General features: G+C 50.6%; 16 protein-coding genes and 1 pseudogene. 9 read left to right on the top strand and 8 right to left on the bottom strand.

Annotated features, from left to right (window positions below; genetic code table 11):
• The first annotated feature begins 32 nt into the window (after positions 1-32).
• The 3 genes from OGX95_RS17445 to sodC all read left to right on the top strand — a co-directional run bounded on the left by OGX95_RS17445 (position 33) and on the right by sodC (position 1,821).
• The gene (locus OGX95_RS17445) at positions 33-272 is read left to right on the top strand and encodes a DUF1289 domain-containing protein (protein WP_286630359.1); all 240 of its coding nucleotides are present in this window, start codon (positions 33-35) and stop codon (positions 270-272) included.
• A gap of 49 nt (positions 273-321) precedes the next feature.
• Positions 322-1,218 (top strand): aldo/keto reductase, encoded by an 897-nt coding sequence (locus OGX95_RS17440; protein ID WP_286630358.1) that lies wholly within the window; start codon positions 322-324, stop codon positions 1,216-1,218.
• A gap of 81 nt (positions 1,219-1,299) precedes the next feature.
• Positions 1,300-1,821, top strand: a complete 522-nt coding sequence (gene sodC, locus OGX95_RS17435; RefSeq protein ID WP_286630357.1) for a superoxide dismutase [Cu-Zn] SodC — start codon at positions 1,300-1,302, stop codon at positions 1,819-1,821.
• Here the strand turns inward: sodC and OGX95_RS17430 are convergent.
• From OGX95_RS17430 to OGX95_RS17420, 3 genes and pseudogenes are all read right to left on the bottom strand, one after another.
• Positions 1,797-3,837 (bottom strand): annotated as a pseudogene (locus OGX95_RS17430) (FUSC family protein). The gene sodC and the pseudogene OGX95_RS17430 sit on opposite strands and share 25 nt — an antisense overlap.
• Positions 3,834-4,697: an efflux RND transporter periplasmic adaptor subunit gene (locus OGX95_RS17425; RefSeq protein WP_286630356.1), complete on the bottom strand. Its 864-nt coding sequence runs from the start codon at positions 4,695-4,697 to the stop codon at positions 3,834-3,836. Before OGX95_RS17425 ends, OGX95_RS17430 begins: the two are co-directional and overlap by 4 nt.
• Before the next feature lie 2 nt (positions 4,698-4,699).
• On the bottom strand, positions 4,700-4,936 hold the full coding sequence (locus tag OGX95_RS17420; protein WP_286630355.1) for a DUF1656 domain-containing protein: 237 nt from the start codon (positions 4,934-4,936) through the stop codon (positions 4,700-4,702).
• Between the two features lie 192 nt (positions 4,937-5,128).
• On the opposite strand from OGX95_RS17420, the gene slyA reads away from it, so the two are divergent.
• Positions 5,129-5,569: a transcriptional regulator SlyA gene (gene slyA / locus OGX95_RS17415; protein WP_019076732.1), complete on the top strand. Its 441-nt coding sequence runs from the start codon at positions 5,129-5,131 to the stop codon at positions 5,567-5,569.
• A 48-nt stretch (positions 5,570-5,617) separates the two neighbouring features.
• On the opposite strand, the gene slyB is transcribed toward slyA, so the two are convergent.
• Entirely contained in the window at positions 5,618-6,085 is a 468-nt protein-coding gene (gene slyB, locus OGX95_RS17410) for an outer membrane lipoprotein SlyB (RefSeq protein WP_003029175.1), read from the bottom strand.
• Positions 6,086-6,359: 274 nt separating this feature from the next.
• Between slyB and anmK the strand changes: the two genes are divergently transcribed.
• The 5 genes from anmK (at position 6,360) to pdxY (ending at position 10,939) form a co-directional block, all read left to right on the top strand.
• Positions 6,360-7,481, top strand: coding sequence for an anhydro-N-acetylmuramic acid kinase (gene anmK / locus OGX95_RS17405; protein WP_286630354.1), 1,122 nt, complete (start codon positions 6,360-6,362; stop codon positions 7,479-7,481).
• Positions 7,482-7,568: 87 nt separating this feature from the next.
• Entirely contained in the window at positions 7,569-7,898 is a 330-nt protein-coding gene (gene mliC, locus OGX95_RS17400; protein ID WP_005127174.1) for a C-type lysozyme inhibitor, read from the top strand.
• Between the two features lie 59 nt (positions 7,899-7,957).
• Positions 7,958-8,614 carry a pyridoxamine 5'-phosphate oxidase gene (pdxH, locus tag OGX95_RS17395; protein WP_005127173.1) on the top strand — a complete coding sequence of 219 codons (657 nt, stop codon included), beginning with the start codon at positions 7,958-7,960 and terminating at the stop codon, positions 8,612-8,614.
• A gap of 126 nt (positions 8,615-8,740) precedes the next feature.
• Entirely contained in the window at positions 8,741-10,015 is a 1,275-nt protein-coding gene (gene tyrS / locus OGX95_RS17390; protein ID WP_286630353.1) for a tyrosine--tRNA ligase, read from the top strand.
• A gap of 63 nt (positions 10,016-10,078) precedes the next feature.
• Complete coding sequence (gene pdxY / locus OGX95_RS17385; protein ID WP_286630352.1) at positions 10,079-10,939, top strand: pyridoxal kinase PdxY; 861 nt, start codon at positions 10,079-10,081, stop codon at positions 10,937-10,939.
• A gap of 83 nt (positions 10,940-11,022) precedes the next feature.
• On the opposite strand, the gene gstA is transcribed toward pdxY, so the two are convergent.
• The 4 genes from gstA to OGX95_RS17365 form a co-directional block, all read right to left on the bottom strand.
• Complete coding sequence (gstA, locus tag OGX95_RS17380) at positions 11,023-11,628, bottom strand: glutathione transferase GstA (RefSeq protein WP_286630351.1); 606 nt, start codon at positions 11,626-11,628, stop codon at positions 11,023-11,025.
• Positions 11,629-11,732: 104 nt separating this feature from the next.
• The gene (dtpA, locus tag OGX95_RS17375; RefSeq protein ID WP_271440569.1) at positions 11,733-13,238 is read right to left on the bottom strand and encodes a dipeptide/tripeptide permease DtpA; all 1,506 of its coding nucleotides are present in this window, start codon (positions 13,236-13,238) and stop codon (positions 11,733-11,735) included.
• Between the two features lie 611 nt (positions 13,239-13,849).
• Entirely contained in the window at positions 13,850-14,485 is a 636-nt protein-coding gene (gene nth / locus OGX95_RS17370; RefSeq protein ID WP_286630350.1) for an endonuclease III, read from the bottom strand.
• Positions 14,485-15,177, bottom strand: coding sequence for an electron transport complex subunit E (locus OGX95_RS17365; RefSeq protein ID WP_286630349.1), 693 nt, complete (start codon positions 15,175-15,177; stop codon positions 14,485-14,487). The genes nth and OGX95_RS17365 overlap by 1 nt, the downstream gene beginning before the upstream one ends.
• Positions 15,178-15,179: the final 2 nt, after the last annotated feature.

Genomic DNA, 15,179 nt, shown 5'->3' with positions numbered 1-15,179 from the left:
ATAGGTATATCAATCTTACAAAAGGAGGGGATGTGGCCGAACAGCTGGAGTTTTTCCCCGTCCAGAGCCCATGCCGCGGTATATGTCAGTCTGACGATCGCGGTTTTTGTCGTGGATGTTTTCGCAGTCGGGATGAGCGTTTTAACTGGCAGAAAATGAGCGATGCCCAAAAGCAAGAGGTACTGCGGCTTTGTCGCCAGCGACTGATGCGTAAATTGCGCGCAAGCAAACCCAACCCGCCGGAAGAACCGCAACAACCTTCACTCTTTTAAACGCGTAATTGCGTATACTCGATGCACACTCATTTATAAGGAAGCTGCTATGGTTCAGCGTATTACTATTGCGCCGCAAGGCCCGGAATTTTCGCGCTTTGTGATGGGGTACTGGCGCCTGATGGACTGGAATATGTCCGCGCGTCAGCTAGTCAGCTTTATTGAGGAACATCTCGATCTGGGTGTCACGACAGTCGATCACGCGGATATTTATGGCGGATACCAGTGTGAGGCAGCGTTTGGCGAGGCGATGAAACTGGCGCCGCACCTGCGTGAAAAAATGCAGATTGTGACCAAATGCGGTATTGCCACGACGGCGAAAGAGGAAAACGCGCTGGGTCATTACATCACTGACAGCGCCCATATTATAGCCAGTGCCGAGCAGTCGCTGAAGCTGCTGGCAACCGATCGTCTTGATCTGCTGTTGATCCACCGCCCCGATCCGTTAATGGATGCAGACGATGTGGCGGAAGCTTTCAAGGCATTACATCATAGCGGTAAGGTGCGCCATTTTGGTGTCTCTAACTTCACGCCAGCACAGTTTTCACTGCTGCAATCGCGATTACCCTTTACCCTGGCAACCAATCAGGTCGAAATTTCACCGGTGCATCAACCGCTCCTGTTGGATGGAACGTTAGATCAGCTGCAACAGCTGCGTATCCGCCCAATGGCCTGGTCTTGTCTGGGAGGTGGGCGTCTTTTCAATGATGACGCCTTCCAGCCGCTGCGCAATGAACTGGCAGTGATAGCAGAAGAACTGAACGCGCAGTCCATAGAACAAGTGGTGTATGCGTGGATCCTGCGTCTGCCCTCGCAGCCACTGCCGATTATTGGCTCGGGTAAAATCGAACGTGTGCGTGCTGCAATTGAATCAGAGTCATTGAACATGTCTCGTCAGCAGTGGTTCCGTATTCGTAAAGCGGCTCTTGGTTACGACGTGCCTTAATCACGTATTCAGCGTTCCGTCGTTCAAATTTGTGTCACTGGATTACACTTATCAGTCAGACACCTGGATAACGGAGGTTGTATGAAACGTTTGAGTTTAGCCATCATCACGTTACTGGCCTGTGCAGGTGCACAGGCTGCCAGTGAGAAAGTGGTGATGAATCTGGTGACGTCGCAGGGCGTTGGCCAGGAAATTGGTACTGTCACCATTGCTGAATCCGCAAAAGGGCTGGAGTTTACGCCCGCTCTTAAAGCACTGCCGCCGGGTGAACATGGTTTTCATGTGCATGCTAATGGCAGTTGCCAACCCGCTATTAAAGAGGGGAAAGCCTCGGCAGCAGAATCTGCTGGTGGTCATTATGACCCGCATAAAACTGGCAAGCATGAAGGTCCGGAAGGCGCAGGCCACATGGGCGACCTGCCATTGCTGGTGGTAAATAACGAAGGGAATGCCACGACGGCAGTGACAGCCCCCCGGTTGAAATCACTTGATGAAATTAAAGGTAAAGCGCTGATGATCCACGTTGGTGGCGATAATATGTCCGATCAACCGAAACCACTTGGTGGCGGAGGGGCGCGCTACGCCTGTGGTGTTATCAAGTAATCAGCGACTCAGCGTACCCGGTGGCGGCGCTTGCTCAAGTTGTGAAAGTGAGCAGTGTAGTCGCCAGATAAGGGCCGATAACTCCTGCGCTGCGGGCTGATGATGATGGGCCAGTGCATCACAGATGCGCTGGAGTTCATTAAGCGTGGCATTCAGCGGACGTTGCTGCACGCCACGTTCACTCATCACATCGCGTAACAGTGAGATACATACATCCCTGACGCGCGCCAGCGGATCTGATCGCACCTCCCAGACGCGAAGTTGCCATACTACGTGTGAGCAGTTTAGTAACACCACTCCCCAGCGGAGTAACCAACGTCGCGCCAGTGCATCCTGGCTGTTGCTGAGTTGGCTGACATGATGGTAGGTCAGTGACTCAAACTCATTTTCACTGAGTGAAGGATGACGGCTAAGCTGATCGACAAAGTTACGTCGTAACGCGCGAATATGACGGCGGCTTTTTCTCGCATCAGAACCGGGCCTTAGAATAGCAAAAGCCAACCACGACAGCGCGACGCCAGTGATCTTCGCCGTATTGTCATTCAAAAAACCTGCAAAATCATAGACGGGAGGATTGGTCACCGCGATGAACGATCCCATAAAGACAATCAGCTGTCCCCAAAGCCCCGCCAGTTTGGGCATCTGTAATTTTAATAACTGCATGGTGGCAAGCAGCGGGAAGAGAAACAGAATGAACTGCCAGAGATCGGTAATTTGTACCATCAGGCCGAATTTCACCACAAAACTGAACAGTGACAGCAGGACCAGCGTGCGCATCAGCAAAGAGAGTGATTTGAATGGGGCCGCTACGGCGGAATACAGCACACAACTGATGGCGGCAAGCGTCAGAGCCCCGGAGCCTGACTCCCATTGTGCGCCAATGCTCCACGCGCCGATTGCCATCAGCGTAATGAAGGTACGCAATCCGCTCCAGAGAGCCTCCGCGTTATCGGTATGACGGGCAAGACCCGGCGTGCGCTCAACATTGATACGATCGGCCGTGACACCTTTTTCCAGTAAGCGTAGATAATGACTGCTTTTCAGATAGATACGGCAAAAATAGCGCAGACGCTGCCAGAAGGCGACGTGCCGATAGTCATGCTGATCGACAGGGCACAGCGGGGCGATAATCCGTGAGACGGCGTAGCTGTCGGTATCAGGTTTGACTAACGCGGTCAGCAACTGCTCGATGACATCACGGGTATTAGCCGGAGGATTTGGCCAGTTCAGTAGCATCCGCCGCAGACTGGAAATGACGCTGGTCAATCGCAATTGTTGGTGTAACAACGCATTGAGTAAGGTATTTTGACGACGAAAACGGTAGTGGCTCCAGAACGCCTGAATACGTAGCAGATTCATTGTCAGGATTTGACCGATCACCCCTTCATGGGCGGTGCGGATAGCATCTGTGGTTTCTGGCTGCCAGAGTAAACTGGCATGCTCCAGCAAACGTGCATGCATGTTTTTCAATGCGGTCAGCAGCGTGGTGCCATCGGATGTACTGGGCAGGATCATCATCATCAAGCCGCCACAGAGGATCCCGACGATGACTTCGCACACTCGTGCCTGGGCGATATCCCACAGCTGCGTAACCTCTGTAATATGCACCATTGGAAACGCAATAATCGCCGCTGTATAGCCTGCCAGTTGGAAAGCGTAGGCCACGTTGTTGGTGAAATGCGCGCACGCCCAGGTACAAAAACCGATCCAGACTGACATGCTCAACAGAAACAGCCAGGGTTCATTGAGGGTATGGCCAGCTATAATCAACGCGGCCGTTGCACCAAGTAAACTGCCCGCTATACGCCCCAGGCTTTTGCTGATCACGCCACCAACGGTTGGAAAACTGACCACCGCTGCTGATGTCATCGCCCAGTAGGGTTCGTCCAGATCCAGGTAATAGGCGAAGGTTAACGCCAGACACATCGCAATAGTATTACGCAGCGCGTAACGCCACTGTCCACCCGTGGCTTTAAACCACGGCAGACTGGCTGGTGTCAGGCGGGGTAGTTTCATTTTTGCTGACCGATGGACACGCTACAGGTTGTCCCTGAAACCAGCGTCACATCGTGCGGAAGGGTATCAAATTCGATACGAACGGGAACCCGCTGCGCCAGACGAACCCACGGAACGTTTGGTTTGATGTCAGGAACCAGACCAGAATTGCTTTCCACACTCTGATCATAAATGGCGCGACCAATGCTGGAAACGTGACCCTGTAACTTAATATTGCCACTGTAGAGTGTGATTAGTGCAGGTGCCCCGTCTTGAATGTGGCGTAGCTTGGTTTCTTCGAAATACCCCATGACATAAAAAGAGTGACTGTCGACCAGAGCAAACAGAGGTTTACCCGTTGAGGCGTAGTCTCCGGTACGGGTTGATAGATTGGTGATCCAGCCTGTGACCGGAGCTTTGACTACCGTTTGCGCCAGTTGCCACTGAGCATGGCGCAAACTGGCCTGGGCGGCGGCAACGGTCGCCTGCATGGCTTTTACATTGAGCAGTGCACTGTCCAAATCTTCTGCAGAGATGAAGTTTTGCGACAAATTGCGGCGGCGTTTGGCTTCATTATTGGCTTTGGTCAGATCGGACTGCGCTTTGGCCAACTGAGCCTGTGCGTTCAGCTCAGCAATTTGGAAAGGGGTCTTGTCGATAACAAAAAGAATATCACCTTTGTTAACCAGTTGATTATCTTTAATGTTGAGTTCGCTAATGCTGCCAGAGATTTGCGGTGTGATGCTGACCTGTTCAGCGCGGACTTTTCCGTCACGCGTCCAGGGCGATTGCATATAGTAATTCCACATCCACCATCCGGCGAGGACGGCAATGGCAGCGACTATAATAGTGGAGAAGTATTTAAGGGTTTTAAGCGACATAATCACCACGCAATCAACATGACAAAGGCCAGACACACGCAAAGCGTAAAGAGGGACAGATCCATTAGCAGGGGATGCCAGATTTCGCCAGAATAGATCCCGTCGCGTAGCAGGCGATGAACAACTAGCCAGAGGATAAATCCTGTAACAAACGCCTTGAAAATAGGGGGGAAGTAGACAGATGCTCCGATCATTAAATCTTGTAGGGGCAATCCTGTTGCATTAAACATAAACTTCACGGGCAAAATCCTTGGCGAAAAGAGCGTTGCTATAGGTTTAGCAAAAAAAGGGACAATGTGTCTCTGTAACGCAGAATGTCTGAAAAAATGTCATCCGGTAAGCAAATTTGGCAATACATTTGTTTTGGGAATACAAATGCTGCACACTATTCTAAAATCAGCACAATAACTTAGCAAGCTAATTATAAGGAGATGAAATTGGAATCGCCATTAGGTTCTGATCTGGCACGGTTGGTGCGCATTTGGCGTGCTCTGATTGACCATCGCCTGAAACCTCTGGAGTTGACGCAGACGCATTGGGTTACGCTGCACAACATTCATCAGTTGCCACCGGATCAATCACAGATTCAACTGGCTAAAGCGATTGGTATTGAGCAGCCTTCATTGGTGCGTACGCTCGACCAGTTAGAAGAAAAGGGACTCATTTCACGACAGACTTGCGCCAGCGATCGTCGGGCAAAGAGAATTAAATTAACGGAGAAGGCCGAACCGCTGATTGCTGATATGGAAGCGGTTATCAACAAAACGCGCGGCGAAATTTTGGAAGGGATTTCTGCTGAGGAAATTGATCTGCTGATAAAACTGGTCGCCAGACTGGAACACAATATCATTGAACTGCAGTCGCAGGGCTAAAGCGATCAAAACGACGTGTGGCCAGAGGCTGACCACACGTGAATTCGATTAACGTGGAGACACGGTAACCTGGCTACCATTGTTAGCCATAACAACGCGCTGACCCGCAGAGAATTTGGTCGCACCCTGCTTCTGAACCACCATGATGGTATTGCCGTCATCCTTACGAATTTCCAGTTCTACGCCCTGGGTTTTATTCATCGCGCCTTGTACGCCCTGGCCTGCTACGCCACCGGCAACCGCACCTGCCGCTGTCGCTAATGAACGACCGGTACCGCCGCCTACTGTGTTACCGAGGAACCCACCCAGCACAGCACCACCAATAGCGCCAATCACGTTTGCGTCGTCACCACCCTGGATTTGCACCGGACGAACATGAACAATCGTACCGTAGGTAACGTTCTGAACTTGTTTCGCTTCGGATGCGGTATACACATCACCTGAAAGGCTATCATTGTTAACGCAGCCCGCTAAAGATACGCCCATTAATGAAACAATCAGCACACGTTTAATCATTTACAAATCTCCTTTGCCACCACGAAACGCTAATAAAGCACTCCTCATGGCTAAATTATATGGCATTTGTGAGTCTAAGGTCACATGTTCTACTGGAACAATATGAAAATCTTAACTGAAATCGGGTTAACCGAGTATAAACGAATCATTCATCTCGTTGATGGAATTTAGAGGTTACTGAAAAGATTAACCCGCAAAAATCATCAAGGAAGCATGGAATTAGTCGACACTTTATGGTGGAGTGTCAAGGCTAATTTGCTTAAAAGGATGACGTATGAAATCAGGCCGTTTTATCGGAGTGATGTCTGGAACCAGCCTTGATGGTGTGGATGTTGTGCTGGCGGCGATAGATGAAACGATGGTTGCGCAACAGGCAAGTCTGACATGGCCCATACCCGTACATGTAAAACAGGCCATTCTGGATATCTGCCAGGGGCAGCAACTGACGCTTTCTCAATACGGTCAACTGGACACGCAGTTGGGGCGTTTGTTCGCCGATGCGGTGAATGCGTTGCTGCAGCAGGAAAAATTAAAACCGCAGGATATTGTCGCGATCGGCTGTCATGGGCAAACCGTGTGGCATGAACCGACAGGAATCGCGCCACACACGCTACAAATTGGTGATAACAACCAAATTGTTGCGCGTACCGGGGTAACGGTGGTCGGTGATTTTCGTCGGCGCGATATCGCGTTAGGCGGACAGGGGGCACCGCTGGTTCCTGCTTTTCACCAGGCGTTGCTGGCGCATCCAACGGAGCGCCGGATGGTGTTAAATATTGGTGGTATTGCCAATCTGTCACTGCTCATACCAAAACAACCGGTTCGGGGATATGACACTGGTCCGGGCAATATGCTGATGGATGCCTGGATTTGGCGGCAATGTGGTAAGTCTTATGATAAAGACGCGCAGTGGGCCAGTGAAGGAACGGTGATTCTCCCTCTGCTGCAAAATATGCTTAGCGATCCTTACTTCGCCGCACCCGCGCCAAAGAGTACGGGGCGTGAGTATTTCAATTATGGCTGGATTGAACGCCATCTGGCGCAGTTTCCGGGAATTAGCCCACGAGACGTACAGGCGACTTTGGCTGAACTGACGGCAGTGACGATTTCAGAGCAGGTCCTGTTGAGCGGTGGGTGTGAACGGTTAATGGTATGTGGCGGCGGTAGTCGCAATCCACTTCTTATGATGCGTCTGGCGGCGCTGCTGCCGGGTACGGAAGTGACCTCCACCGATGACGCTGGGATCAGTGGTGATGATATGGAAGCGTTAGCCTTTGCCTGGCTGGCGTGGCGTACACTTGCAGGACTGCCGGGGAACCTGCCTTCTGTGACCGGTGCATCTGAGCCCAGTGTTTTAGGGGCTATTTTCCCCGCCAATCCACGAACTCAGAGTTAACTGAAATTATTCCAGGCGGTATACCGATAAACTAGGGATGTTAGGGAGGGTGTTTTTGCCCTCCGGGACCAGGAAAGTCTTCAGGATATGGCTATGAAAAAACTGTTATTAGTGTGTCTGCCCGTATTGCTTACCGGTTGTAGTGTGTACAACCAATTTGTCGAGCGTATGCAAACGGATACGCTCGAATATCGCTGTGATGAAAAACCGCTTACCGTAAAATTGAATAATACCCGACAGGTGGCGAGCTTTGTTTATGATAATCAGCTATTGAATCTCAAACAGGGCGTGTCGGCATCGGGTGCACGCTACACAGATGGTATCTACGTCTTCTGGTCTAAAGGCGACAGCGCGACGGTATATAAACGAGACAGAATTGTGCTGAATAACTGTCAGTTACAGAACCCGAAGCGTTGAGATTTCCAGCAGGGCGGCGCACAATAGCGTCACCCACTGACAATCCGTAGCCCAACATCATGTCTGATAACGACGAATTGCAGCAAATCGCGCATCTGCGCCGTGAATACACGAAAGGCGGTCTTCGCCGCCGCGATCTTCCCGCCGAACCCCTCGCGCTGTTTGAGCGCTGGCTGGGGCAAGCCTGTGATGCCAAACTGGCAGACCCTACCGCTATGGTCGTCGCAACAGTCGATGAAAACGGTCAACCGTACCAGCGAATCGTGTTGCTCAAACATTATGATGACAAAGGGCTGGTGTTTTATACCAACATGGGTAGCCGTAAGGCGCACCAGATCGAAAACAACCCGCGTATCAGCCTGTTATTCCCCTGGCATACGCTGGAACGGCAGGTGATGGTCATCGGCAAGGCCGAACGCTTGTCCACGCTTGAGGTGGTAAAATATTTCCACAGTCGCCCGCGCGATAGCCAGATTGGTGCCTGGGTTTCTAAGCAGTCCAGTCGGATCTCCGCACGCGGAATTCTGGAAAGTAAATTTCTTGAGTTGAAGCAGAAGTTTCAGCAAGGGGAAGTTCCGTTGCCGAGTTTCTGGGGCGGCTTTCGCGTGAGCATTGAACAAATGGAGTTCTGGCAGGGTGGCGAAAACCGTCTGCACGACCGTTTTTTATACCAACGTGAAGATGACGCGTGGAAAATTGACCGTCTGGCCCCCTAAAGATGCAAAATTCTTGTTTTAAGCGCTGGTGCTGATGAATCCGGCGCTTTATTCTATGTCTCTTTCGCATCAGGCGAAAAGTCGTGTACCGGCAAAGGTGCAGTCGTTTTATACATGGAGATTTTGATGGCAAGCAGTAACTTGATTAAACAATTGCAAGAGCGGGGGCTGGTGGCCCAGGTGACGGACGAGGAAGCGTTAGCAGAGCGACTGGCGCAAGGCCCGATCGCGCTCTATTGCGGCTTCGATCCTACCGCTGACAGCTTGCATTTGGGGCATCTGGTTCCATTGTTATGCCTGAAACGCTTCCAGCAGGCAGGCCATAAGCCTGTTGCGTTGGTAGGTGGTGCAACGGGTCTGATTGGCGATCCGAGCTTTAAAGCCGCCGAGCGTAAACTGAATACCGAAGATACCGTGCAAGAGTGGGTGGATAAAATCCGCAAACAGGTTGCACCGTTCCTCGATTTCGACTGTGGCGACAACTCGGCGATTGCTGCGAACAACTACGACTGGTTTGGCGGTATGAACGTACTGACTTTCCTGCGTGATATCGGCAAACACTTCTCCGTAAACCAGATGATCAACAAAGAAGCGGTTAAGCAGCGTTTGAACCGTGACGATCAGGGGATCTCCTTTACCGAGTTTTCTTACAACCTGCTGCAAGGTTATGATTTTGCCTGCCTGAATAAACTGCATGGCGTGGCATTGCAAATTGGTGGTTCTGACCAGTGGGGTAACATTACCTCTGGTATCGATCTGACCCGACGTCTGCATCAGAATCAGGTCTTTGGCCTGACGGTTCCGCTGATCACTAAAGCTGACGGTACCAAATTCGGTAAAACGGAAGGTGGTGCAGTTTGGCTGGATCCGAAGAAAACCAGTCCATACAAGTTCTACCAGTTCTGGATCAACACGGCTGATGCGGACGTCTATCGCTTCCTGAAATTCTTCACCTTTATGGACATTGAAGAGATCAATGCGCTGGAAGAAGAAGATAAGAACAGCGGTAAAGCACCGCGTGCCCAGTATGTTCTGGCTGAGCAGGTAACGCGTCTGGTTCACGGCGAAGAAGGTTTAGTGGCGGCGAAACGCATTACCGAAAGCCTGTTCAATGGTAACCTGGCCTCCCTGAGCGAAGCGGACTTCGAACAGCTGGCGCAGGATGGTGTACCCATGATCGAAATGGACAAGGGTGCCGACCTGATGCAGGCGCTGGTGGATTCTGAACTGCAGCCTTCGCGCGGTCAGGCGCGTAAGACCATTGCGTCTAATGCGGTCACCATTAATGGTGAGAAACAATCTGACCCGGAATATTTCTTCCAGGAAAGTGATATTTTGTTCGGCCGCTACACCTTACTGCGCCGTGGCAAAAAGAATTACTGTCTGATTTGCTGGAAATAAGTCAAAGTCAGCAGGGGCGTGGGAAACTACGCCCCTTTATTTTTTAGGGTTGTGGTAAGTAAAATGAAGAATATCCTCGCCATCCAGTCCCACGTTGTTTTTGGCCATGCCGGCAACAGTGCTGCCGAATTTCCGATGCGTCGTCTTGGCGCGAATGTCTGGCCGCTCAACACCGTTCAGTTTTCTAACCACACGCAGTACGGTAAATGGACCGGCTGTGTTATGCCGCCCAGTCATCTGACTGAAATTGTTCAGGGCATTGCTGATATCGATAAACTTCAGACCTGCGATGCGGTGCTGAGTGGTTATCTGGGATCCGCAGAGCAGGGCGAGCATATTCTGGGTATTGTGCGCAAAGTGAAAGCGGCAAATCCTCAGGCGAAATTCTTTTGCGATCCAGTGATGGGGCATCCTGAAAAAGGGTGCATCGTGGCGCCTGGTGTTGCGGAATTTCATGTTCGTCATGCACTTCCGGCCAGCGACATTATCGCGCCAAATCTGATTGAACTCGAAATTCTGTGCGAGCATGCGGTTAACAATGTTGATGAGGCGGTGATGGCTGCCCGTGAACTGATTGCTCAGGGACCGGAAATTGTTCTGGTTAAGCATCTTGCCCGTGCTGGTATCAGCACAGATCGCTTTGAGATGCTGTTGGTCACCGCTGAACAGGCGTGGCATATCAGCCGTCCACTTGTCGATTTTGGCGCACGCCAACCGGTTGGTGTTGGTGACGTCACCAGTGGCTTGTTGTTGGTTAAACTGTTGCAGGGGGCTTCATTGCAGCAGGCGCTGGAGCATGTGACTGCGGCGGTGTACGAAATTATGATCGCCACCAAAGAGATGCAGGAGTATGAACTGCAGGTGGTTGCCGCGCAGGATCGTATCGCGAAACCAGAACACTACTTTAGCGCCACTCAGCTGTAATCAAGATGCAATGGCGCTCACGCTTATCGGGCCTACGTTTGTCTGTAGGCCGGGTAAGCGCAAGCGCTACCCGGCAACACCAATTAATTTAATCCTTCCGCTTTAAGCGCTGCGGCAACTGCCGGACGCTCAGCCATGCGCGTCATATACGCCTCGATATGGCTTAATCCTGCCATATTCAACTTAACCGCATACGCCCAACGCAGCACGGTAAACAGATAGGCATCAGCAATGCTGAAGCGTGCGCCGCAAATCCACGGATTGTCTTTCAGCGATTCGTTCACATACTGCATTTTTTTCTCAAGCAATGCGCGAACGGTTGGTTTGTACTCCTCTGGTGTATCCGGGCGGAACAGAGGGGTAAAACCTTTATGTAGCTCTGTCGCGATATAGTTAAGCCATTCGATAGTTTTGTAGCGGGAGAGACTGCTGGTAGGGGCCAGGAGATGACGGTCTGGAACGGTATCTGCCAGATATTGCATGATGGCGACGCCTTCGGTCAGTAGTGTACCGTCATCCAGCAACAGTGCGGGAACTTGTCCTTTCGGGGTTACCGCGAAAAAATCGTCGCCGTTTTCCAGACGTTTCTTCATCAGATCAACACCATCCAGCGTGAAATCTTTACCGCTCTCACGAAGTGTGATGTGGGAAGCAAGAGAACAAGCGCCCGGTTTGTAGAACAGTTTCATCGGTAACTCCTTTTGGCTGAGGTATACCGTATGGTAGTGCTACCTGGAACAAAAAAAAAGCCGCTAACAACAGTTAGCGGCCTGAAATAAAGTTTCCCTGAGAATTACGCTGTTGCGGCCTTAGAGGCTTTCTCACTGACGTCGTCATCTTGCGTCATGCGGTTCAGTTTCGGCGCAGTCAGCAGCATCAGAACGGCGATAACTGCGGTAGCAACACCAATCTGCAGGAACACACGACCGTAGACTTCGAGGGACATCAATGGGTCGGTCACATTCTCCGGAACAGCCATCATGTTAGCCACGTAGCCACCGATGATGTTTGCACCTGCAGTTGTCAGGAACCAGCTACCCATAATGAAGCCCATCAGACGCTGTGGAACCAACTGTGCCACCATCGCCAGACCCAGACCAGAAATCATCAACTCACCAATACTTTGCAGACCGTAGCAGATGATCAGCCAGTTCACAGAAACGATGCCCGCATCGGTCGCGAATTTCGCACCCAGCGGCAGGATCAGGAATGCACCTGAGCACAGCACCATACCGATAGCGAACTTGGTAGGCATTGGCAGAGTGTCGCCCATCTTGTTATAGATAGCGGCAAGAATTGGGCTACCGATGATGATCCAGAACGGGTTCAGTGCCTGATACTGTTCTGGTTCGAAAGCAATACCCAGAATAGAGTGTTCAACGTTACGAATCGCAAAGAAGTTCAGGGACGTCGGCATCTGGCTGTACAGCACGAAGAAGATAATGGCTTCCAGCATCAGAATAAAGGCGACGATCATCTTACGACGCGCAGCACCCTGCATAGAGAACGCTTCTTTCGCAAAAATAACCACGATACCCATGGCGATAACACCCAGAACCATACGTGCGATGCCCTGGTTGTGCAGCAGCCATGTCGCGATAGCGATAAGAACCACAACACCAACAATGGTCAGCAACAGGTTGCGGAAGTTAATGGGTTCAAAGTCAGGCTTGGAACCGTACTGTTTAACCCAACGCTGGCAGAATGCGAAGTTAACAACGGTGATCAGCATACCCACGACGCTCAGGGCGAACGCGGTGCTCCAACCGTAACGTGCTGCCAGCCACGGTGTTGCCAGCATAGAGAAGAATGAACCGATGTTGACGGACATGTAGTACATGGTGAATGCACCATCAAGACGCGGGTCATCTTTGGCATAGCAGGTAGAAAGCAGAGAAGATGGGTTTGCTTTAAACAGGCCGTTACCGACCGCGATGGCCGCCATACCCATATAAACAATACCTGCATCGTGACCAGACCATGCAACCAGTGCATAACCGATGGCCAGGACAACAGCACCCAACATAATTACACGCTTTGTGCCCAGAACTTTATCACCTAACCAGCCACCAATAGCCACAAGGCCATAAACCAGGGCGCTAAAGGAGGAGAAAAGAGTGATGGAATCCGCTTCTGACATACCCAGTTGCTTCACCAGGTAGACGGCCATAATCCCTTGCAGGCCGTAATAACCAAAACGTTCCCACAGCTCAATTGAGAAAATGAGATAGAACGCTTTTGGTTGTTTGAAGGCGTTTAAACTGACGCTTTCTGTTGGTTTATTGTTTGCAGTAGACACTTTTACCTCTTTTTTTACATCCCATATCAACGGGGGTGTTCTGGTACGTGATGAGTCAAGTTCATCCGTCCGATTGTTATAGTGGGAGGGGAAACGGCAAGTAATGTTCACTATCTTGACCATTCAGACAAGGGGTTTGTAATAATCTGTTACATATAACTCAGGTGGTGAAATCGTCGGGGCTGAGAAATGTTATCCAGCGTTAAATTTCTTCATTTGAAGAATGGCAGATTTTTACACTGTCAGGATAGGGTGAAAATGGGAATGTGGCGATATGTTCTGCTATTTTGGTATGAAGGTAGTGATATAGGCCATTATCTTAAAAATAGTCAGTGTAATGTTTTGTATCGAAACGAGCCTGTCAGGTCATCTGATTGTCATTTTAACTACAGAATAATAAATATTTTACATGGTGTTATCATGGTGATCTTGATCACGGATGGATAGAAATTTCTACTATAAAAAAAACGATTAACCTGCTCAGGTGTTAGTTCACAAGAATATTACATTAGATATGCTGGAAGGTACGGCATCATTGTCGGGAAATGAATGATTGAGAAGTGCATAACTAATCGTTATGGAATGGGGGCCAACGTTATGGCCCCATTTTGTCAGATATCGACTTTCTCTTTGAATTCGCAAAGATCTTCGATAATACACGACCCGCAGCGTGGTTTTCTGGCTATGCAGGTGTAGCGACCATGAAGAATTAACCAGTGATGACAATCGACTTTAAATTCACTGGGGACGACTTTCAGCAGTTTCTCTTCGACCTGTTCTACGTTTTTACCCGGGGCAAATTGTGTACGATTACAGACCCGAAAAATATGGGTATCTACAGCAATCGTTGGCCAGCCGAAGGCGGTATTCAATACCACATTGGCCGTTTTACGACCAACGCCTGGCAGCGCTTCCAGTGCCGCTCTGTTTTCCGGAACTTCGCCATTATGCTGTTCCAGCAGGATACGACAGGTCTTAATCACGTTCTCTGCTTTACTGTTGAACAGACCAATCGTCTTGATGTACGACTTAACCCCCTCAACACCGAGCTCGAGCATGGCAGCAGGCGTATTAGCGACAGGATACAGCTTTGCTGTGGCTTTATTAACGCTGACATCAGTGGCCTGCGCAGAAAGCAGCACCGATATCAGCAGCTCAAACGGTGACGTAAAGTTGAGTTCGGTAGTGGGATGCGGATTGTTGTCACGCAGGCGCGTCAGTATTTCCAGCCGTTTCGTTTTGTTCATTACACATTCCCTGTTTCACCCATCGGGTCTTCTGCCATGGCGGCCTCGGCGCGACGTTTCTTCACCTTCTCATCAATCAGATATTTAACAGCCAGCATCAGCCCAAGGCCAATGAATGCTCCCGGCGGTAGCATGGCCAGCAAAAATGGTGTGTCAGTATGGAAGATCTCCACGCGCAGGACTTTGGCCCAATTGCCCAGCAGTCCGTCTGCACCGTCGAACAATGTACCGTTACCGATTATTTCACGCAGCGATCCGAGAACAAACATGGCACCGGTCGCCCCCATGCCAATAGAAAAACCATCGAGCGCGGATAAAGCGGGGCCCTTTTTCGCGGCAAAGGCTTCAGCACGGCCAACGACAATGCAGTTGGTCACAATCAAGGGGATAAAGATACCCAGTGATTGATACAGGCCAAAGGCGTAGGCATTGATAAGCATTTGTACCGCACTCACCACGGAGGCGATGATCATGACATAGATCGGAATACGAATTTCGGGGGGCGTCCAGCGGCGCAACGCTGAAATAGTCAGGTTTGTTAGGGTCAACACCAGCGTAGTTGCAAGCCCCAGACCTAAGGCATTGGTTGCGGTAGAGGTCACGGCCAGCAACGGGCACATGCCGAGTAACTGTACAAGGGCGGAGTTATTTTTCCAAAGTCCCTGAACAATGACGTCTTTAATTTCGCTCATGG

Origin of the sequence: Citrobacter sp. Cu233 (assembly GCF_030332225.1) — a bacterium.
GTDB lineage: Bacteria > Pseudomonadota > Gammaproteobacteria > Enterobacterales > Enterobacteriaceae > Citrobacter.
This window is presented reverse-complemented; position numbering and strand designations above follow the sequence as displayed.